This window comes from Halobacillus sp. Nhm2S1, assembly GCF_019599545.1.
GTDB lineage: Bacteria > Bacillota > Bacilli > Bacillales > Halobacillaceae > Halobacillus.
Genome location: NZ_JAIEZV010000002.1, coordinates 117,738 through 138,181 on the forward strand (window position 1 = coordinate 117,738; position 20,444 = coordinate 138,181).

Below are 20,444 nucleotides of genomic sequence, written 5' to 3' on the forward strand. Positions count from 1 at the left end.
ACTCCGGCGTTATGACCAGTCCAGAGACTCAAGGAAAGCGAGGATGTCTTCGTGCAGCTGCTCCTTTTCCTTATCCATCGTGATCACATGACCAGAGTTTTTGTACCATTTAATATCTTTTTGATCAGCTTCTACTTGCTCATAAATATAGTTTGCACTTTCTGTGTTAATCATTTCATCTTTTTCTGCTTGGACAACAAAGGTAGGCGTGTAGATTTGATCGACTTCATCATGAACTTCCGTAATAAACCCGCCCAATTGCTTGAACATCTCTTCTGATTCATTAAGAAGTTCCCGCACCTCGCGATCAATCGTTTCTTTATCTTTCCCTTCCAATTGTTTATACTGTCTCGCTTTGAATTCAAACCCTTGAGTCAATTGTTTCTCGTTGTCGAAGAACATCGGAGAACACATCGTAATGATTCCTTTTATAGGCTCTGAATAAGCAAGCTTCAAGCCAAGTACGCCTCCAAGGGACAAACCTGCGACAGCAATTTTCTCATACCCGAGTTCGCGCAAGTGGTTCAAGGCGTCCTGAACATCCGCCCACCAGTCCTCGGGTCTAGCGTCGATCAAAGCTTCAAGCTCTTTTCCATGCCCTTCATAAATAGGTGCATGTGTTGTATAGCCGTGCTTCTGTAAAAACCGGCCAAGCATCCGCACATCAGCAGAGTGACCAGTAAAACCATGTAGTAATAATACCGCACGTTCTCCTTCCTCAAACGTAAATGGCTGAGGTTGTTTAATTTTCATGTCATTCTCTCCTTACTTCATCTATGTCCTGTTTTTAAGATTTCATTCTAAAGGGCAATGTATTCTATTTTACCAAAATTAAGTTCCACTGGCACATTTTGAACCTCAATCGGCTTTTCCCACTATTATTATGCTAATTTGCAGAATTGTGGAAGACTCAGTTTCGAGCCTTTTATTGAGTGGTTGGGGCTACGGGAAATAGCTCGCTTTCCAGCCACTTTTAACGCTCAACCTGGGTAACGAATCCCGGAAACATCTCGAAACTGAGTCTTGAAGAATAGGGAGCTATGGTGAAGGATCCAGTTTGAAAAGGAGAACATAAAAAAACTGCGCTTCGTTTTATGAAGCGCAGTTTTTTGATTAACCGAGAACATATGCAGTTAAGAAAGCTAAGACAAAGAAAAGAACGCCTGTTACTACCGTTGCTTTGTGCAACACTGCGTCAATTCCCCGTGCTTTCTGTTTCCCAAATAGTTGTTCCGCTCCGCCAGAAATCGCTCCTGAAAGACCGGCACTCTTTCCGGATTGCAATAGTACAAGGACGATCATTGCAATCGTGTTAATGGTTAATAAAGTAATTGCAAGTGTTTCCATGATGTGCCCACACCTCCTAAAAACGTACAAATAACTAGATTAAATGTAGCATAAAAGCCTCTCATCAGCAAGCTTATTCTGTATTCTGACAAAGGTTGTACCTTCACGATTGGAAATAGATTATGACAGTAAATGTCGGTCGTTATACGGACCATACCTAATGGTCGAATGGTGAAGATTCTTACTGAATAGTGAGAGGGATCACCATTCATTTAAGCTTCCATGAACATTTTTGATTGTTTTTGATTACTTTTGAAAGTTTATGGTTGATTTTTGTAAGGGTTTTCTTTTATTATGAATATAGATAACAAGCAAGGAGTGTAGGAATATGCTTACACCAGAACGCCAACAACTTATATTAAAAACAGTCAAAAACGATCATACATCTAAAATCAAACGTCTAGTTGAAGTAACGGGGGCATCAGAATCGACCATCCGCCGTGATCTAGACCAAATGGAGGAACAAGGACTCCTAAGACGCGTTCATGGAGGGGCATCGTTAAGAAGCTCCGCAAGTGAAGAGCCGACCATGGGGGAAAAAGTTACAAGATTCCATAGCGAGAAGCAGGCCATTGCTCAATTCGCAGCCTCCCTCGTTCAAGAAGGGGACTGTATATTCATTGATGCTGGTTCGACCACTTATGAGATGATTCCTTTCCTTAAAGAGAAGAACATCATTGTCGTTACGAATGGTTTGAGTCACTTGGATGCTTTAAATACCCATCAGATCAAAACCTACGTCCTTGGTGGTCTTGTCAAACACCAGACCGGCGCCGTCGTCGGCGCCGGTGCGATCCAAAACCTGCAACAATACCGCTTCGACCAATGCTTCATGGGAGCGAATGGAGTCACCCTGAAGGATGGGTACACCACTCCCGATCCCGAAGAAGCGGCGATTAAACAGATGACGTTGAATTTATCAAAGAATCGGTATGTGCTTGCCGATCATTCCAAGTTTGAGAAGGTCGCTTTCATGAAGATCTCTGATCTGTCAGAAGCAGAAATCATCACGGATTATAATGATGCCTCCATAGAAGAATATCGTAAGAAAACCAATATAAAGGTTGTGACAACATGATTTACACGTGTACATTAAACCCTTCCATCGATTACATCATGAACGTAGAAGCATTTGAAGCAGGTACATTGAACCGGGCAAATGAAACCTTTTATTACCCTGGTGGGAAAGGCATCAACGTCTCCCGCGTTATGAACCGCCTTGGTGTCAAAACAAAAGCGCTCGGGTATATCGGCGGTTTTACCGGCGCCTTTGTTCAACAGTTTCTTGATCAAGAAGATATTGATCACGCTTTTATTCAGACACCACAAACGACAAGGGTGAATGTGAAGCTGAAAAGTAACAAGGAAACAGAAATCAACGGCCCCGGAGCTGAAATAACAGAGGGTCTACAAGAAGAGCTCTTAAGCCAGGTGAAGGATCTCTCCAATAAAGACACTCTTGTTCTTGCTGGTAGTCTTCCCTCTTCTCTGCCTTCCGATTTCTATATAACCATGGCTTCGATCTGCGCTGAAAGTGGAGCGAAGGTCGTTGCTGATACATCCGGGAAAGCACTGGAACAAATGCTTGGTCACCCACTCTTCTTACTGAAGCCGAACCATTATGAACTAGGGGAGCTTTTCAACGTTGACATCGATTCAAAAGAAAAGGCAGCTCAGTACGGCAAAAAGTTGGTTGAACAAGGTGTCGAGCACGTGATTGTGTCTATGGGCGGAGAAGGTGCTGTTTATGTAGGCCGAAGCCATCAAATGTTCGCCAATGTACCTAAAGGTCATGTGAGAAATTCTGTAGGAGCAGGAGATTCTGTCGTATCCGGATTCCTTGCAGCGCTGGAAAGAGAGGAATCGATCCAACAAGCTTTCCGTTATGGTGTGGCTTCAGGAAGTGCCACTGCTTTTCAGGATGATCTCTGCCAAAAAGAGGATGTAGAACGATTACTGTCTGATATCCAAGTTTCCAATATAAACTAAGGGGAGTGAATCACCATGAAAATTACAGATTTACTGACGAAAGAAACGATCGTATTGAATATGTCTGCCTCTTCCAAGCCAGAGGCAATTGATGAGCTTGTTGGTCAATTGGATCGTGCCGGTAAGCTGAATGATCGCGATGATTTCAAACAAGCCATTGAGGCACGTGAACAACAAAGTACCACAGGGATTGGCGAAGGAATCGCCATCCCGCACGCAAAAACTTCTGCTGTAAAGGATCCTGCCATCGCTTTCGGAAGATCGCAGGATGGATTAGATTATGAATCCCTGGATGGACAGCCGACAAACCTATTCTTCATGATTGCAGCTTCTGAAGGCGCTAACAACACTCACTTAGAAACACTGTCCCGCCTTTCTTCCTTCTTAATGGATAACAAATTCCGTCAGCAGTTGGAACAAGCGAAGACAGAAGCTGACGTGATTGAAGCGATTAATGCTAAAGAAGCGGAAGAAGATGATGAAGAAGAAACGGAAGATCAAAACACAGGTAAGATTCTTGCTGTTACTGCATGTCCAACCGGTATTGCTCACACCTTTATGGCCGCTGATAAATTGAAGGCTACCGCAAAGGAAATGGGCGTGAACATCAAAGTGCAAACCAATGGATCTGGCGGTATCAAAAACAGACTGACCAATGAAGATATCTCAGAAGCGGATGCCATTATCGTGGCAGCTGATACGAAAGTCGATATGGAACCATTCCATGGCAAGCCTGTTATTGAAGTTCCGGTTGCAAAAGCGATTCACGAACCAAAAGCATTGATCAACAAAGCAGTAAACAAAGATGCTCCGGTCTATCAAGGTGGTGGAAGCACTAAAGAATCTTCTGACGATAAAGGCCAGCGTAAAGGTGTCTACAAACACTTGATGAATGGTGTTTCTAACATGCTTCCATTCGTTGTTGGTGGAGGGATTTTAATTGCTATTTCTTTCTTCTTCGGTATAGAGTCAGATAACCAGTTTGCACAAATGTTAAGTACCATTGGCGGAGATGCTGCCTTTTTCTTACTCGTCCCTGTATTGGCCGGTTTTATTGCGATGAGTATCGCTGATCGCCCTGGTTTTGCGCCTGGTATGATCGGTGGGTTTATTGCTATTACTCAAACAGTTGAAGGTGCGGGTAATGGTTCTGGTTTCTTGGGCGGTTTAATTGCCGGTTTCTTAGCCGGTTATTTAACGCTACTTATTAAAAAATGGTTAGAAGGTTTACCAGCGATTCTTGACGGTATGAAAACGGTCCTTTTTTATCCGGTTCTTGCGATTTTCGGAACAGGAATGATCATGCTGTTAATCAACCCTGCTTTGACTAGTGTTTACACGGCTCTATTCGGATTCTTAGAAAGTATGAGTGGATCTAACTTAGCTTTGCTTGGATTGATTGTCGGTGGCATGATGGCTGTCGATATGGGTGGTCCTGTAAACAAGGCTGCCTACACATTCGGAATTGCAGCTCTTGATGCAGGGAACTATACATTTATAGCAGCTGCAATGGCTGGCGGCATGGTCCCCCCTCTTGCAATGGGCTTAGCTACGACTATTTTCAAAAATAAATTCACGAAACAAGAGCGCGAAACAGGGAAGGCCGCTTACCCACTTGGAGCTTTCTTCATCACAGAAGGAGCCATTCCATTCGCCGCAGCAGACCCGGCCCGCGTCATCCCTTCTATGGTCGCAGGTAGTGCTTTGACGGGTATGCTGACGATGTTATTCGGAATCGGTCTACGCGCCCCGCACGGCGGCATTATCGTTGCACCGCTCGTTGAAGGTGGATTCATGCAAATCGTCCTTTATCTAGTGGCAATCATTGCCGGTGCAATTCTTTCAGCAATTGTTGTAGGATTCTTGAAAAAAGACCTGCAAAAGGCTTAAAATAATAAAGTTAGGGTAACTCATAAACAATAGCAAGTTTTTAAGGAGGAATTATAATGGTAGAGAAAACTTTTAAAATCACATCGTCCGACGGTGTTCACGCTCGCCCAGCAACAGTACTTGTACAAAATGCAGGAAAGTACGAGTCTGATATTAACCTACATTACAAAGAGAAATCCGTAAATCTTAAGTCCATCATGGGAATCATGAGTCTTGGAATCCCTGCAGATGCTGAAGTTAAAATCTCAGCAGAAGGCAGTGACGAACAAGAAGCGATCGACCATTTGGAAACAACTATGAAGAACGAAGGCTTGGGGGAATAACAGCATGACACAGCTTCAAGGTATTGCAGCTTCCAACGGTATTGCCATTGCAAAGGTTTACCGTTTGGAAGCTCCGGACCTTTCTTTCGATAAGAAAGATATTGAGCAGCCGGAACAAGAAGTCAAACGTCTACATGAGGCTCTGGAAACATCAAAATCAGAGCTTGAAAAAATTAAAGAACATACAAGAAAATCTTTAGGTGATGAGCACGCGGAAATCTTTTCTGCACACCTATTGGTTTTGAGCGATCCAGAATTGATTCAACCGATCGAAGACAAGATCAAGAGCGAAAACGTGAACGCAGAAGCAGCTCTTTCTGAAACGGCAAACATGTTCATCGACATGTTCAAAGGCATGGATAATGAATATATGCGTGAGCGTGCAGCAGACATCCAGGATGTTACGAAACGCGTAATGGCTCACCTTCTTGGTGTAACATTCCCGGATCCAGCATTGATCAATGAAGAAGTTGTCATCGTTGCGGACGATCTGACACCTTCGGATACCGCTCAATTGAACAAACAATACGTAAAAGGTTTCACGACTGACATCGGGGGACGTACGTCTCACTCCGCCATTATGGCTCGTTCTCTTGAAATCCCTGCCGTTGTTGGAACCAAAAATATCACTTCCCAGGCTGGGAAGGATACCATGATCATCGTTGATGGAATCAATGGTGATGTCATCATTGATCCGAGTGAAGATCAGATTGCTGAATACAAACAAAAGCAGGATGACTTCGAGAAACAAAAACAAGAGTGGGCGAAGCTTAAAGATGAAGCGACTGTCACTTCTGAAGGCGACCACGTAGAACTTGTAGCGAATATCGGAACTCCCGATGACGTAGAAGGCGTTCTGAACAACGGCGGCGAAGGCGTAGGCCTTTACCGTACAGAATTCCTCTATATGGGCAAAAGCCAGCTTCCTACAGAGGAAGAGCAGTTTGATGCATACTCTTCTGTATTGAAGCAAATGGGAGACAAGCCTGTCGTAGTACGTACACTGGACATCGGAGGAGACAAGGAGCTTGACTACTTGGATCTTCCTGAAGAAATGAACCCATTCCTTGGCTACCGTGCGATCCGCCTTTGCCTGGAGCGCGATGATATTTTCCGTGTCCAGCTTCGTGCATTGCTGCGTGCCAGCGTTCACGGCAACTTAAAAATCATGTTCCCGATGATTGCTACACTTGAAGAATTCCGTCAAGCAAAAGCGATTCTCGATGAAGAGCGTGCGAACCTTAAGGAAGAAGGTCATGATGTTTCAGATGAAATCGAAGTCGGAATGATGGTTGAAATTCCTGCCACAGCAGTAATTGCCCGTCAGTTCGCCAAAGAAGTCGATTTCTTCAGTATCGGTACCAATGACCTGATTCAATATACAATGGCCGCTGACCGTATGAACGAGCGCGTGTCCTACTTGTATCAGCCGTACAACCCGGCGATTCTTAACCTCGTCAACAATGTCATTGAAGCAGCACACGCAGAAGGCAAATGGGCCGGCATGTGTGGGGAAATGGCTGGAGACGAAATCGCCATCCCTCTTCTACTTGGACTTGGGTTGGATGAATTCAGCATGAGTGCAACATCCATCCTTCCTGCTCGTACGCAGATCAGGGATCTATCTAGAAAGGAATGGACTTCTTATAAAGAAGAAATCCTTTCTATGGGTACAGCAGAAGAAGTTGTGGCTTTTGTCAAAGATAAAACACAATCCAAGTAGTATTTGCTTGATGAGTGTGGGACAATAGGTTTGTGCCGTTCTACTTTCGGCTCTAGTTCTAAACGAGAAAGAGATGTGTTTCCATGACATTTACTGTGATCATGATCGTATGTATCGCGATTGTTTTGGGGATTGCCGCCATGTTCGGCATGGCTGTCTCTAAAGGCTACGAATACAAACACACTGTTGACCCATTACCAGACGACAAACGTAATAAAGATGAACACAAAAAAGCTGACGCTCAAAGATAGCGTCAGCTTTTTTCATTTCCATCACATAGGTCAAGTTTCTGTTGGATAGGTGTACGTACCTTTGGCTTCGGGATCCGTTTTGGGTAGCCCATCTGCAACACAGAAACCAACTTGTAACGTCGGCTATCAAGTCCTATAGCTTCAGAAAATTGTTCATCATGTAAATAAGGACTCGTTGTCCAAAGAACGCCAACTCCTGCTTCCCACGCTAGAAGCTGAACATTTTGTATATAGGCACAAACAGCGGCATAATCTTCTTCAAATTTACGAATATCCTCGTCTCTTTCCATATATATCAAAGCATGGTGAGGAATATTCATCAAAAAATCACGAATGCCTTGCTCGAGTCGAAGGGTTTTGTTTACGTCATACCCATCAAAGAACCCTTGCCTTCGATAACTTTCCATGACTGCTTCCGCATACGCCGCTTTTCCTTTATCCTGATATAGACGGATCTGCCAAGGTTCTTTCATCCTATGGTTAGGCGCCCATGAAGATTGATCAAAAATGCGTCCCAATACTTCCTTATCCACTTTTTCCTCTTTATACTCATGAATCGAGCGACGGCTTTTTATCGCTTCCAACAGCTCCATCTCGTACACCTCACAACATGATCAGCTTTGTCACAGGCTGCCCCATCCAAATAGCCCCATTCCCGCAGGAAAAACGGCACTTTGGTTTCCATGCTTTTATATGCCGAATACTGAGTCGGTACACCTTCGACCTTCATATTCAGGTGCTCGGCCATGGCCACAGCTCTTTTCAAGTGAAATTGATCGCTCACAAGAAGAAAAGAACGAATGCCTTTTTCATAACTGACTTCTTTTGCATTACTCAAGTTATCCTCTGTGATTAGCGATCGATCCTCAAACAGAATATCTTCTTCTTTCACTCCATGCGCCATCGCATAGTCTTTCCCTACTTCTGCTTCAGAGGAAGCAGCCTTCTCACTTTTACCACCCGTGAGGATCAAATATTCGACATGTCCTTTTTTATATAATTCAATCCCCTGCTTAAGACGACCCTCAAAGACAGGGCTTGGCTTTCCATTCCACTGTGCAGCCCCGAGGACGATGGCTGCATCGGCTTCCGATACTTTTTCATCGCCATAGGTCCACACGGAATACCCCGTGTATAATGCATAACCTATCATCAAGAATAAAATGATCTGAATGAATCTTTTCATATCTTCTGGTTCTCCTACTCCCTGAATATATATTCCATCATATCATAGAAAAAAGCCTCTCTGAATCATCAGAGAGGCTCATTTTAAAACTTATTTATTCAAGTTGTAGAATGCTTTCTTACCTGCATATGTTGCAGTTCCAAGCAGCTGGTCTTCAATACGAAGAAGCTGGTTGTACTTCGCTACGCGGTCGGTACGGGATGGAGCACCTGTTTTGATTTGACCCGAATTTGTCGCAACAGCGATGTCTGCAATTGTCGCGTCTTCTGTTTCACCAGAACGGTGAGAGATGACAGCTGTGTACCCAGCACGCTTCGCCATTTCGATTGCTTCGAATGTTTCAGTAAGTGTACCGATTTGGTTCACTTTGATTAGGATGGAGTTGCCAACGCCTTCTTCAATCGCACGGCTTAGCTTCTCCGTGTTTGTTACGAACAAGTCGTCACCGACAAGTTGTACACGGTCTCCGATACGGTCTGTAAGAAGTTTCGTACCTTCCCAGTCGTTTTCATCAAGACCATCTTCAATGGAAACGATTGGATACTTATTCACAAGCTCTTCATACCAATCAACCATTTCTTCAGATGTACGTACAACGCCTTCACCTTTCAGGTTATACTTGCCATCTTCATAAATCTCAGAAGAGGCAACGTCCATCGCAAGCTGTACTTCTTCGCCTGGCTTGTAACCAGCCGCTTCGATCGCTTCGATGATTGTAGATAGAGCTTCTTCGTTTGAACCTAGGTCCGGAGCGAATCCGCCTTCGTCACCTACAGCCGTGTTATAGCCTTTGCCGCCAAGTACTTTCTTAAGAGCGTGGAAAATCTCAGCACCCATGCGAAGCGCTTCTTTGAATGTCGGCGCGCCAACAGGCATGATCATGAATTCCTGGATATCTACGTTGTTATCCGCGTGCTCTCCACCGTTTACAATGTTCATCATCGGTGTTGGAAGCGTAGCTGCTGTGAAACCACCAAGATACTTGTAAAGTGGAAGACCTACTACGTCTGCAGCCGCATGTGCAACAGCCATGGATACGCCAAGAATAGCATTCGCACCTAGGTTACCTTTGTTTTCTGTACCATCAAGTTCTCTCATCATTTGGTCGATGATCACTTGCTGTGTTACGTCCATACCTAGAAGGTTTGGAGCAATCTTTTCGTTTACGTTATCTACAGCGTTTTGTACGCCTTTGCCAAGGTAACGTTCTTTGTCACCATCACGAAGTTCTACCGCTTCGTATTCACCAGTAGAAGCACCACTTGGAACAAGTGCTGTACCGAAAGCACCGGATTCTGTGTAAACTTCTACTTCAACAGTTGGATTACCACGAGAGTCAAGGACTTCGCGTGCATATACGTCAGTAATGTAAGGCATGAATATCTCTCCCTTATTTTTTAATTAGTGATTTTCCTGTCATTTCTTCAGGTTGTTCAACGTTCAAGAGTTCTAACAATGTTGGTGAAAGATCACCAAGAATTCCTCCATCACGGAGTTCCGCCCCATCCTTCGTCACAATGACGGGCACAGGGTTTGTTGTATGAGCTGTCATAGCGTCTCCATCCAAGGTCGTCACCTCGTCAGAGTTCCCATGGTCAGCTGTAATGATCGCATGGCCACCTTTTTCGTGGATCTTATCTACGATCTTGCCTAAGCATTCGTCTACCGCTTCAATTGCTTTAATGGTCGGCTCAAGCATGCCTGAGTGTCCCACCATATCAGGATTGGCGAAATTCAGAATGATGGCATTGTGCTTTTCAGCATCCAGTGCTTCAAGAAGCGCATCTGTGACTTCATAAGCACTCATTTCTGGTTTCTGATCATATGTTGCGACTTTTGGAGAATCGATGAGGATACGCTCTTCCCCTTCGAATTCTTTTTCACGGCCGCCGCTCATGAAGAACGTCACGTGTGGATACTTTTCTGTCTCCGCGATACGCAGTTGCTTCATGTCATTGTCAGCAAGGACTTCCCCGACTGTATTTTTCAAGTCATTCGGAGGGAAGGCAATCTTACTTCTGACCTGGTCGCTGTATTGCGTCATACCCACAAAGTGAAGGTTTTTCGGAGCGTTTTCACCACGATCATAACCATCAAAATCGTCGTTTGCGAATGTACGGGAAAGTTGAATGGCACGGTCCGGACGGAAATTGAAGAAAATGATACTGTCTTCGTCTTCCACCTTTCCAATCGGATTGTTGTCCTCGTCCGTAAGAACAACAGGTTCAACAAACTCATCGTACACTTCCTGCTCATAAGAATCGTCGATTGCTTTGATTGGATCCTTGTACGTTGGACCCTCACTATAAGCAATGGCATCATAAGCTTTCTTGACACGCTCCCAGCGATTATCACGGTCCATCGCGTAGTAACGCCCTGAAAGGGTAGCGATTTGACCAACGCCTACCTCTTCAATAGCTTCTTGTGCCTGCTTGATATAAGTCTTAGCCGATTGCTGACCTACATCTCGACCATCAAGGAAAGCGTGGATGAGAACTTTCTCAAGCCCTTCTTCTTTCGCCAGTTTCAATGTAGCGATCATATGGTCGATATGACTATGGATCCCACCATCAGATAACAGACCGAAAATATGAAGAGCTTTATTTTTTGTCTTCGCTTCACGAACCGCGTTCAGCAACACTTCATTTTCAAAGAAGTCCCCTTCACGAATGGAAAGGTTGATTCTTGTCAGACTCTGATAGACAACGCGGCCTGCGCCGATGTTCAAGTGTCCAACTTCAGAGTTACCCATTTGACCTTCTGGCAGTCCGACTGCTTCCCCACATGCCGTTAATTCAGAATGCGGAAATTGGTTCCAGTAACGATCAAAGTTTGGTGTGTTCGCTTGTTTGACAGCATTCCCTTTCTCTTCATCACGAAGAGCGTAGCCATCAAGGATGATTAGGGCAGCAAGGTTTTTGTTACTCATTCTTACCTGCCTCCACTAGTTTTAGGAAAGAATCAGCTTCTAGGCTGGCTCCTCCTACTAGAGCACCATCAATGTCGGACTGGGATAGTAGTTCATCAACGTTTGCAGGCTTCACGCTGCCGCCGTATTGGATGCGTACAGCTTCTGCTGCGTCTGCACTTACATAATCACTGACGACTTTACGAATGTGTGTACAAACTTCATTCGCTTGTTCAGATGTCGCTGTACGACCTGTACCAATCGCCCAGATTGGCTCATAAGCAATGATTGTTTCTGCACATTGATCATTTGTCAGACCGTCCAATGCTTTTTTCACTTGTGTCTCAACAACGTCCATCGTTTCATTTGCTTCACGCTGTTCTAGAGATTCCCCTACACAAATGATTGGCGTTAAGCCGTGATTGAATGCAGCATGAACTTTTTTGTTAACCTCTTCATCCGTTTCCTTGAAGATTTCACGACGCTCGGAGTGACCAAGTACGACGTAAGAAACACCAAGTTCTTTCAGCATCACCGGGCTTACTTCACCAGTAAACGCACCGCTTTCTTCAAAGTGCATGTTTTGAGCACCGATTTTAAGGCTTGTGCCTTCTGTTTCCTCTACAAGTTTTTGTAGAAAAGGAAATGGAGCACATACAACTGATTCTACCTGCTCAGAGGAAGGAACTTCGTTTTTAGCCGTTTGAATAAAATCTTCCGCTTCACGGTGGTTCTTATTCATTTTCCAGTTACCTGCGATTACTTTTTTACGCATATGGTTTCACCTCTCCTTTTTATTTATCGTTCAACAAGGATACACCTGGAAGATCTTTACCTTCCATGAATTCCAAGGAAGCACCGCCGCCAGTAGAGACGTGGTCCATGTCATCTGCGTATCCGAATTTTTCAACGGCTGCTGCAGAGTCGCCTCCACCGATGACCGTGTAGCCATCTGTTTCAGAGAGAGCATTCGCTACAGCTTTTGTACCGTTAGCAAAAGATTCGATTTCAAAAACGCCCATTGGTCCGTTCCAAATGACTAATTTAGAATCTTTAATGACTTTTGCATATTTTTCTCTAGTCTTCGGACCGATATCCAGCGCTTCCCAGTCGGCTGGGATGCTGTCGATTCCGACTTCTTCTTTGTTCGCAGAATCAGAGAAATCATCAGCAACGACGACATCTTCAGGCATAAGGAAGTTTACGCCTTTCTCTTCTGCTTTCTTCATATATTCTTTAGCTAGATCAATTTTGTCTTCTTCAAGAAGTGACTTACCGATTTCATGCCCTAGTGCTTTCACAAATGTGTAAGCAAGACCTCCACCGATAATCAAGTTATCGACTTTATCAATTAAGTTATCAATAACACCGATCTTATCTTTCACTTTCGCACCACCGATGATAGCAGTGAATGGACGTTCCGGATTAGACAAAGCCTTACCTAGAACGTTGATTTCTTTTTCCATGAGGAAACCAGCAACAGCTGGGATATGCTCCGCAACACCTGCTGTAGAAGCATGGGCACGGTGTGCAGCACCGAATGCATCGTTTACGTAGAGGTCAGCCATGTCTGCAAAAGCCTTGGCTAATTCCGCATCATTCTTCTCTTCGCCAGGATGGAAGCGCACGTTTTCGATTAGAAGAACATCGCCGTTTTCCATTTCAGAAATGGCTTTGTCTACTTCAGCACCGTGTACTTCGTCCGTTTTTGTAACGGTTTGTCCAAGAACATCACTCAGACGTTTGGCTACAGGATCAAGACGAAGATCTTCGACAACTTCACCTTTTGGACGCCCAAGGTGACTGGCAAGAATAACTTTTGCACCGTTTCCAGTCAGGTGCTTGATTGTAGGGAGGGCAGCTTTGATTCGAGTGTCATCTGTGACTTCTCCCTCGCTCATCGGTACGTTGAAGTCAACACGGCAGAAGACCGTTTTCCCTTGCACTTCAACATCACGGATTGTTTTCTTATTCATAGAATGACAACCTCCTTGGTTTGTGGTCAGGTTCATCGCCTGCCCTTATGTACGTTTCCACACTTTCATTGTGCAGAAACGCCGATAAGCAGGATGCGAAAAAACATGGATAAAGGAGGAGGACCTGAGACCTCCTCCTTTCCAGCTTTTTCATAGTATTTTCTAAATCGGCTCAGATATTACAAGCCTTGGTTCTTAAGGTATACAGCCAAGTCTACACAACGGTTGGAGTAACCAGTTTCGTTGTCATACCAAGAAACAATTTTAACCATGTTGTTTTCAAGGATTAGTGTAGAAAGACCATCAATGATGGAAGAGTGAGTGTTGCCATTGTAGTCCGTAGAAACAAGTGGCTCGTCACTGTAGCCAAGGATTCCTTTAAGGTTACCTTCAGCTTCTGCACGAAGAGCTTCGTTCACTTCTTCAGCAGTTACATCTTTATCAAGCTCAGCAACTAAGTCTACGATGGATACGTTGGATGTTGGTACACGCATTGCCATACCGCTAAGCTTGCCATCAAGGTGTGGAAGAACTTTTGCAACGGCTTGTGCAGCACCTGTAGTTGTCGGGATGATGTTCTCAGCAGCTGCACGCGCACGACGGTAATCTTTGTGTGGAAGATCAAGGATCTGCTGGTCGTTCGTGTAAGAGTGAACAGTTGTCATCATACCGCGCTTAAGACCGAACTTCTCGTCAAGAACTTTAGCGTATGGTGCCAAGCAGTTCGTCGTACAAGAAGCGTTTGAGATTACGTGGTGAGAATCTTTGTCGTACTGGTCTTCGTTTACACCCATAACGACTGTAAGGTCTTCTTGCTTCGCTGGAGCAGAGATAACAACTTTCTTAGCACCTGCATCCAAGTGTTTCTTCGCATCGTCACGCTGAGTGAAGCGACCTGTAGATTCGATGACGATATCTACACCAAGATCTCCCCAACCAAGTTGAGCTGGATCTTTTTCAGAAAGTACTTTAACTTCTTTTCCGCCGACAATCAGGTTGTCACCGTTTGTCGTCACTTCTTGCTCAAGCTTACCGTGTACCGTATCGTATTGAAGCAAGTGTGCAAGCATGTTTGCATCTGTCAAGTCGTTAACCGCTACTACCTCTACGTCATTGTTGTTTAGAGCAGCACGGAAAACATTACGTCCAATACGTCCAAATCCGTTAATACCAATTCTTACTGTCATGCAAAATTCCTCCTTAGGATGATTGAAATCATATTTATTTAAAGGGATAAATCCCTTATTAACTCTTGGGCTGCACCCTCATCAGTGATCAGGACATTACTCTGGCCCGGTTGGAAATAAGATGAAATGGCTTGTGCTTTCGAACGGCCCCCAGCAACAGCGATCACGTGTTTGGCACGTTTCAGATCTTCTAATTGCAAACCGACCGTACGAACTTTGTGAACGATCTCACCCTCCACATTAAAATAATAACCAAAAGCTTCGCCTACTGCGTTATGCTTTCTGATTAATTCCAACTGTTCAGGGGAAGTCTTTCTCCGTTCTGCCATCGTTAGCGCATCGCCGACTCCGTGGATGACGATTTCAGCATGACGGATGATGTCTAACACTTCTTTGATCGAAGGTTCTTCTTTTATCGTCTGATACGATTCCTCACTGAGAGGATCGGGTACATACAAAAGACGATAGTCACCCCTTGCTTTTTTCGCCATTTCCGCACAGATCGTATTGGCCTGGTTTTCAACTCTTTCACCTAAGCCTCCACGTGCAGGAACGTATAAGCACTGATCAGCTCCAGATAGCGGCGTCATTACTTGTGCGACGGATGCCATGGTTGTTCCGCCTGTAATAGCGATCACCTGGTCAGGCGACATATGTTCTTTCAAATACTGGACACATGCTTTTCCCATCTCTTGTTTTACCCAATTAAGCTCATCACTATCACCAGGAACAACAACGACATAGTCTAAATTTAATTTATCCTTTAATTGTTGTTCTAAAACCTTAATCCCAGAGACCTCTTTAATAAACTCAGCTAACTGCTCAAGAATGTTCTGCCCTTCATAACTCAAGTGCATGCCTCTTGAAGTAATTTCTACAGCACCTTGTTTATTCAGAAAGTCCACTTCGCTTCGGACCGTACGTTCAGCCAGCTCAACACTTTCAGCTAACGCTCTTCGGCCCACAGGCTGCATGATCTGGATGTAGTACAACAACTGATAACGGCGCTGTATAACGTCCAGGACATCCGGGAATAATTTTTTTTGTAAGTCGATGAACGCTCTCATGGAAAAAGCCCCTTCTATGAAATGGTACCAACCGGGATGTATTACGTCCCAGCTAGTCATATTATGTCCCGCTCGGAGCAAAAAAATATCTTATTTCAATTTTATATTAACAGTGGGGTAGTCCACGTGCAAGCGAAAACCTAGACGTTTTTTATTGTAAACGCTTCATTAGTTCGAAGTAATCAATTTCACGATAATCCAACTCTTCTTCATCAATTTTCAATACCGGTATCTCCAGCATATACTTTTCAAGCAAGGCAGGATCACTTTCAATGTCGACCAATACTACTTGGACCTCAAACAAAGACAACAAATCCTTAACTTCATCACATAACCCACAGTCTTCTTTTACATATAATATGACTTCAGACATACGCAAACCTCCCTGATCGACCATTTTCATCATACCAAACGGCACCCTGACTCATCCATCAACAAAGCATAAAATCGAACTAAAAAAAGACACGCTTCAGGAAGCATGTCCTTTTTTATCATAAAAACCATTATCGATTTTCAACTTACGTTTATCCAGGAAATGAGCTAACTCTTCACCTACATACTTTTCAGGTGTTCGCTTCAATGATTGATAGTTGAAGGATAACTTTTGCTGTTCTTGCATATCGAACAAGTGAATCCGCCTGTCTTCAGAAACTTCTTCAGTCGACAACATTTTGTAACGGATTAGGTTTGTCATAAATACCCCTCTTCTAAATAAAGCGAAAAATCTGACTTTATTTATTCAATAGTAACATAGAAAGAGTACTAAATAAACTACATCGCGATAATAAAACCAAATAAATGTTCGTATAATTTATGTGAGAATTATGTTTAAGCATTATTTAAATAACATGAGTGTAACCGCAAGAAATATAAGGGTTTTATATATTAGTATAATGATATTTCTGTAAAAAAAGGACCTTCCTTACATCTAAGGAAGGTCCTCCTGGTTAGCGCGCCCGAGAGGATTCGAACCCCCGACTGACGTAGAACCGGAATCTACCGCTCTATCCAACTGAGCTACGGGCGCAAAAGCGACATGCATTTAATATTATAAGGAGAATCCCTAAAAAACGCAACCCATTTTTTCGATCTTCCAAAAGCTTTTGTACAAATCTTTTTGTTTCCCCCAGTCCACTATTAGAGAGGGAGATCCTTTTCGAGCCACTCACTTGGCAGGGGTTGTTAGGGAAGGGGAGACGGCCACGGGAAAAGGAATCAGGGAAGCACTCGCAAGGTGTAGCCGGAGGAGGCGTGCCAGTTCCCCAGGATGTTAGCCCTTCCCCCACGATACCAAATTCTCTCAATCATCTGGAAAACAATTTTTTAGTTACCTGAAACGTCGCTTAATTATAGGCTTGGACGTTTACATAGGTAAATTTAGGGTATGATGGTAGAAGGAATTGGAACACATCACATAGAACGAATAAGAATAACCGTTTTTCATACTTAAAAGGCGTACACCACTTGCTGAAATAAAGGGAAAAAGGTCGATTGTTTTTGTTTGACCTTTACTGACCTTATAGGTATGATGAATGTATTCCATCATTATTAATTTGATGTTAAGGAGGATTTTCAAATGAATTTAGTCCCTACAGTTATTGAACAAACAAACCGCGGAGAACGTGCCTATGATATCTATTCCCGCTTACTTAAAGACCGCATCATCATGCTGGGAAGCCCGATTGACGATAACATTTCAAACTCTGTTGTTGCGCAGTTGCTTTTCCTAGCCGCTGACGATCCAGAGAAAGACATTTCTCTATACATCAACTCTCCTGGTGGATCGATTACAGCAGGTATGGCGATTTATGATACGATGCAGTTCATCAAACCGAACGTATCTACAATCTGCACAGGTATGGCTGCATCTATGGGTGCATTCCTACTAAACGCTGGTGAACCAGGTAAACGTTATGCCCTTCCTAATAGTGAAGTTATGATTCACCAACCGCTTGGAGGCACACAAGGACAAGCATCAGATATCGAAATTCACGCCAAGCGTATTATCAAGATGCGCGAGAAGCTGAACAAGATTCTTGCTGAGCGTACTGGTCAGCCAATGGAAGTCATTGAACGCGATACGGATCGTGATAACTTCATGTCTGCCTATGAAGCTGTTGACTACGGCTTGATCGATAAAGTTATGGAGAAAAACGACAAATAAGAAAGAACAGAAAATCCGCTGTGATGACACAGCGGATTTTTTGCATCCTGTATGAAAACGTTCCCTCATTGGAGAACGTTCATTTTTTCACATAAATACAGATTAGTCATTCTTCACGAAATCGGTAAGTACCTGAACCGCTTCTTCTTCATCTGATCCGTCTGCAATCAATTTAATTTCTTCGTCTGTACCGACAGCCAGACTCATTAACCCCATAATACTCTTAGCATTTACACGTTTCTCACCTTTTTCAATGAAAACATCTGCGGTAAACTTGTTCGCTTCTTGTACAAACTGTGCGGCTGGTCTTGCCTGTAAACCCGTCTCAAGCTCAATCGTTATCGTCCTTTCAATCACCTGTCATTCTCCTCTCATTCTATATTCCAACTTCTTTGTAAGCGGATTCAATACTTAGAAAAAAGAACGCTCTCTTGTAGAAAGCGTTTATAATTGTATTTCATTATAGCATGAAATTGTTAAGGAAACATTAATTTCTTGTGTTTTCTGTGACTTCACCTTTTCTAACTTTGTCAGCGAACTCGTCGATTTTTCGCAGGCGGTGATTGATGCCTGATTTACTGATCGATCCTCCAGAAACATACTCCCCCAGCTCTTTCAAAGAAACTTCCTGGTGCTGTAGTCTTAAAGATGCAATCTCCTGCAGTTTATCTGGGAGGGCTTCTAAGCCTACGGTCCGTTTAATGAATTTTATGTTCTCCACTTGGCGGAAAGCTGCACCGATGGTCTTATTCAAATTCGCTGTTTCACAATTGACGAGACGGTTGACGGAATTTCTCATATCCCGGACGATTCTTACATCTTCAAACTTAAAAAGAGCCTGGTGTGCTCCAATATTGCTGATGAGCTCCGTGATTTTATCCGCTTCTTTCAAATAAGTGATGTATCCTTTTTTACGACTGAGTGTCCTCGCGTGCAACCCAAAACCATTCATAAGCTTACACAACGCCTCGTTGTGTTCCTCATCAGATGAATAAATTTCAAGATGATAGGAAGAGGTTTCCGGGTTGTTGACCGAGCCGCCTGCAAGAAATGCTCCTCGTAAATAAGCCCTCTTACAACAGGTATCGTTCAAATATTTTTGAGGGATGTCTGGATTAATGGACAGAGGACCTTTCAGGATTTCAAGATCTTCGAGTACGACATTTGCTTTTTCCGTCATCCTCACAATATATACGTTGTTCTTCTTCAATCTCATTTTCTTCCGAACAAGGAGTTCAACTGGGTAGGGATAAAGCTTTTTGATTAACGTGTAAATCCTTCTGGCAATCGCTGCATTCTCTGTTTGTACATCGAGAATATATTCACGATTGGAAAGGGAAAAGGTGCCGTTCATTCGGACAAGGGCAGCTAATTCCGATTCCATACAGCAAGGATCGGCTTCTACGTTCGTTAATTCTTTTTTGATCTCTGATGCAAATGACATGATGTACACCCCCTTCTACCTGCCACGCAACACCTAAAGCATGGAGTGCAATAACTTTGCTAATTTTTCTGTGTCATGACGTAACATAGGCTTGCTATGGTCGATGATATCTTCTTCTATGACTTTCAATCCCATGGATTTAATTCTATCTATATCGTACACGACGGGCTCAGCGTTTTCTTCCGCATAAGCAGCCCGTACCCCTTGATCGATTGGTTGGTTATGCACAATCACTGACTGTAACACATCTTCACCAATATGATCAAATAATGCCTGGATATGATCAGCAGCCGTATAACCGGAAGTTTCCCCCTGCTGCGTCATCACGTTGCATATATAAGTGACCATTGCTTTTGTTTCTTTCAAGGCCTGACCGATTTCCGGAATGATGATGTTCGGTAATATACTCGTGTAAAGACTTCCAGGAGAGATGACAATCAAATCTGCAGACTTAATGGCATCCACGGCTTCCGGCAAAGGCTGAACCGGAGTAGGGCTGACGTACACCCTTTTTATTTTCTTATTCTGCTTCGGAATACTCGATTCACCGGTAACCACCGTTCCATCCTCCATCTCCGCATGGAGGTTCATGGAATGGTTTGCAATCGGATAAATATGACCACGCACATTCAGGACTCTGGAGATTTCTTTAATGCCTTTATAAAAGTCCCCCGTCATAGATGCCATCGCAGCCAGCAAAAGGTTCCCCATAGAATGACCGGAGAGACCGTTACCCGCTGCGAACCGGTGTTGAAAAAGTTCAAGGAGCATTGGCTCTGCATCAGATAGGGCAGCCACGACATTCCTGATATCTCCTGGAGCAGGAATAGCCATCTCGTTGCGTAAGCGGCCGGAACTTCCACCATCATCAGCAACCGTGACAATGGCAGAAAGGTCGATTGGTAAATTTTTTAACCCGCGCAACAGCACAGGCATTCCGGTCCCGCCACCTACAACAACGACACGCGGCTTGGTTTTATGGTCCATCC

The 20,444-nt window shown here is 43.8% G+C and carries 22 protein-coding genes and 1 tRNA gene; 7 read left to right on the top strand and 16 right to left on the bottom strand.

Annotated elements, in window-relative coordinates:
* Positions 1-9: 9 nt before the first annotated feature.
* Together K2225_RS07145 and secG are read right to left on the bottom strand one after the other, a co-directional pair.
* Entirely contained in the window at positions 10-753 is a 744-nt protein-coding gene (locus K2225_RS07145; protein WP_220584121.1) for an alpha/beta hydrolase, read from the bottom strand.
* 360 nt (positions 754-1,113) lie between these two features.
* On the bottom strand, positions 1,114-1,347 hold the full coding sequence (gene secG / locus K2225_RS07150; RefSeq protein ID WP_220584122.1) for a preprotein translocase subunit SecG: 234 nt from the start codon (positions 1,345-1,347) through the stop codon (positions 1,114-1,116).
* 328 nt (positions 1,348-1,675) lie between these two features.
* Between secG and K2225_RS07155 the strand changes: the two genes are divergently transcribed.
* The 6 genes from K2225_RS07155 (at position 1,676) to ytzI (ending at position 7,523) form a co-directional block, all read left to right on the top strand.
* Positions 1,676-2,425: a DeoR/GlpR family DNA-binding transcription regulator gene (locus tag K2225_RS07155; RefSeq protein ID WP_220584123.1), complete on the top strand. Its 750-nt coding sequence runs from the start codon at positions 1,676-1,678 to the stop codon at positions 2,423-2,425.
* Entirely contained in the window at positions 2,422-3,336 is a 915-nt protein-coding gene (pfkB, locus tag K2225_RS07160) for a 1-phosphofructokinase (RefSeq protein ID WP_220584124.1), read from the top strand. The genes K2225_RS07155 and pfkB overlap by 4 nt, the downstream gene beginning before the upstream one ends.
* Before the next feature lie 15 nt (positions 3,337-3,351).
* Entirely contained in the window at positions 3,352-5,226 is a 1,875-nt protein-coding gene (locus tag K2225_RS07165; RefSeq protein ID WP_220584125.1) for a PTS fructose transporter subunit IIABC, read from the top strand.
* A 56-nt stretch (positions 5,227-5,282) separates the two neighbouring features.
* Positions 5,283-5,549, top strand: coding sequence for a phosphocarrier protein HPr (locus tag K2225_RS07170; protein WP_220584126.1), 267 nt, complete (start codon positions 5,283-5,285; stop codon positions 5,547-5,549).
* A gap of 4 nt (positions 5,550-5,553) precedes the next feature.
* Complete coding sequence (gene ptsP, locus K2225_RS07175; protein WP_220584127.1) at positions 5,554-7,272, top strand: phosphoenolpyruvate--protein phosphotransferase; 1,719 nt, start codon at positions 5,554-5,556, stop codon at positions 7,270-7,272.
* An 83-nt stretch (positions 7,273-7,355) separates the two neighbouring features.
* Positions 7,356-7,523, top strand: coding sequence for a YtzI protein (ytzI, locus tag K2225_RS07180; RefSeq protein WP_220584128.1), 168 nt, complete (start codon positions 7,356-7,358; stop codon positions 7,521-7,523).
* A gap of 2 nt (positions 7,524-7,525) precedes the next feature.
* Here the strand turns inward: ytzI and K2225_RS07185 are convergent, their stop codons facing one another.
* The 11 genes from K2225_RS07185 to K2225_RS07235 form a co-directional block, all read right to left on the bottom strand.
* A complete protein-coding gene (locus tag K2225_RS07185; protein ID WP_220584129.1) occupies positions 7,526-8,116 on the bottom strand; it encodes a nitroreductase family protein in 591 nt (196 codons plus the stop codon).
* Positions 8,095-8,709, bottom strand: a complete 615-nt coding sequence (locus K2225_RS07190) for a YdcF family protein (RefSeq protein WP_220584130.1) — start codon at positions 8,707-8,709, stop codon at positions 8,095-8,097. The genes K2225_RS07185 and K2225_RS07190 overlap by 22 nt, the downstream gene beginning before the upstream one ends.
* A gap of 90 nt (positions 8,710-8,799) precedes the next feature.
* Complete coding sequence (gene eno, locus K2225_RS07195; protein ID WP_146816834.1) at positions 8,800-10,086, bottom strand: phosphopyruvate hydratase; 1,287 nt, start codon at positions 10,084-10,086, stop codon at positions 8,800-8,802.
* 13 nt (positions 10,087-10,099) lie between these two features.
* Positions 10,100-11,638, bottom strand: coding sequence for a 2,3-bisphosphoglycerate-independent phosphoglycerate mutase (gene gpmI / locus K2225_RS07200; RefSeq protein WP_220584131.1), 1,539 nt, complete (start codon positions 11,636-11,638; stop codon positions 10,100-10,102).
* Positions 11,631-12,392 (bottom strand): triose-phosphate isomerase, encoded by a 762-nt coding sequence (gene tpiA / locus K2225_RS07205; protein WP_146816838.1) that lies wholly within the window; start codon positions 12,390-12,392, stop codon positions 11,631-11,633. Before tpiA ends, gpmI begins: the two co-directional genes overlap by 8 nt.
* Before the next feature lie 19 nt (positions 12,393-12,411).
* A complete protein-coding gene (locus tag K2225_RS07210) occupies positions 12,412-13,593 on the bottom strand; it encodes a phosphoglycerate kinase (RefSeq protein WP_220584132.1) in 1,182 nt (393 codons plus the stop codon).
* A gap of 179 nt (positions 13,594-13,772) precedes the next feature.
* Complete coding sequence (gene gap, locus K2225_RS07215; RefSeq protein WP_160913254.1) at positions 13,773-14,780, bottom strand: type I glyceraldehyde-3-phosphate dehydrogenase; 1,008 nt, start codon at positions 14,778-14,780, stop codon at positions 13,773-13,775.
* Positions 14,781-14,818: 38 nt separating this feature from the next.
* The gene (locus K2225_RS07220; RefSeq protein WP_220584133.1) at positions 14,819-15,847 is read right to left on the bottom strand and encodes a sugar-binding transcriptional regulator; all 1,029 of its coding nucleotides are present in this window, start codon (positions 15,845-15,847) and stop codon (positions 14,819-14,821) included.
* 151 nt (positions 15,848-15,998) lie between these two features.
* Entirely contained in the window at positions 15,999-16,220 is a 222-nt protein-coding gene (locus tag K2225_RS07225; RefSeq protein WP_220584134.1) for a glutaredoxin family protein, read from the bottom strand.
* A gap of 96 nt (positions 16,221-16,316) precedes the next feature.
* A complete protein-coding gene (locus tag K2225_RS07230) occupies positions 16,317-16,541 on the bottom strand; it encodes a hypothetical protein (protein WP_146816849.1) in 225 nt (74 codons plus the stop codon).
* 257 nt (positions 16,542-16,798) lie between these two features.
* Positions 16,799-16,874 (bottom strand) — tRNA-Arg (locus K2225_RS07235).
* 549 nt (positions 16,875-17,423) lie between these two features.
* On the opposite strand from K2225_RS07235, the gene clpP reads away from it, so the two are divergent.
* Positions 17,424-18,011, top strand: coding sequence for an ATP-dependent Clp endopeptidase proteolytic subunit ClpP (clpP, locus tag K2225_RS07240; RefSeq protein ID WP_146816851.1), 588 nt, complete (start codon positions 17,424-17,426; stop codon positions 18,009-18,011).
* 102 nt (positions 18,012-18,113) lie between these two features.
* Here the strand turns inward: clpP and K2225_RS07245 are convergent, their stop codons facing one another.
* The 3 genes from K2225_RS07245 to K2225_RS07255 all read right to left on the bottom strand — a co-directional run bounded on the left by K2225_RS07245 (position 18,114) and on the right by K2225_RS07255 (position 20,442).
* A complete protein-coding gene (locus K2225_RS07245; RefSeq protein ID WP_146816853.1) occupies positions 18,114-18,368 on the bottom strand; it encodes an HPr family phosphocarrier protein in 255 nt (84 codons plus the stop codon).
* A 130-nt stretch (positions 18,369-18,498) separates the two neighbouring features.
* Positions 18,499-19,455: a DNA-binding protein WhiA gene (gene whiA / locus K2225_RS07250; protein WP_220584135.1), complete on the bottom strand. Its 957-nt coding sequence runs from the start codon at positions 19,453-19,455 to the stop codon at positions 18,499-18,501.
* 33 nt (positions 19,456-19,488) lie between these two features.
* Positions 19,489-20,442, bottom strand: coding sequence for a gluconeogenesis factor YvcK family protein (locus K2225_RS07255; RefSeq protein WP_220584136.1), 954 nt, complete (start codon positions 20,440-20,442; stop codon positions 19,489-19,491).
* Between the last annotated feature and the right edge of the window lie 2 nt (positions 20,443-20,444).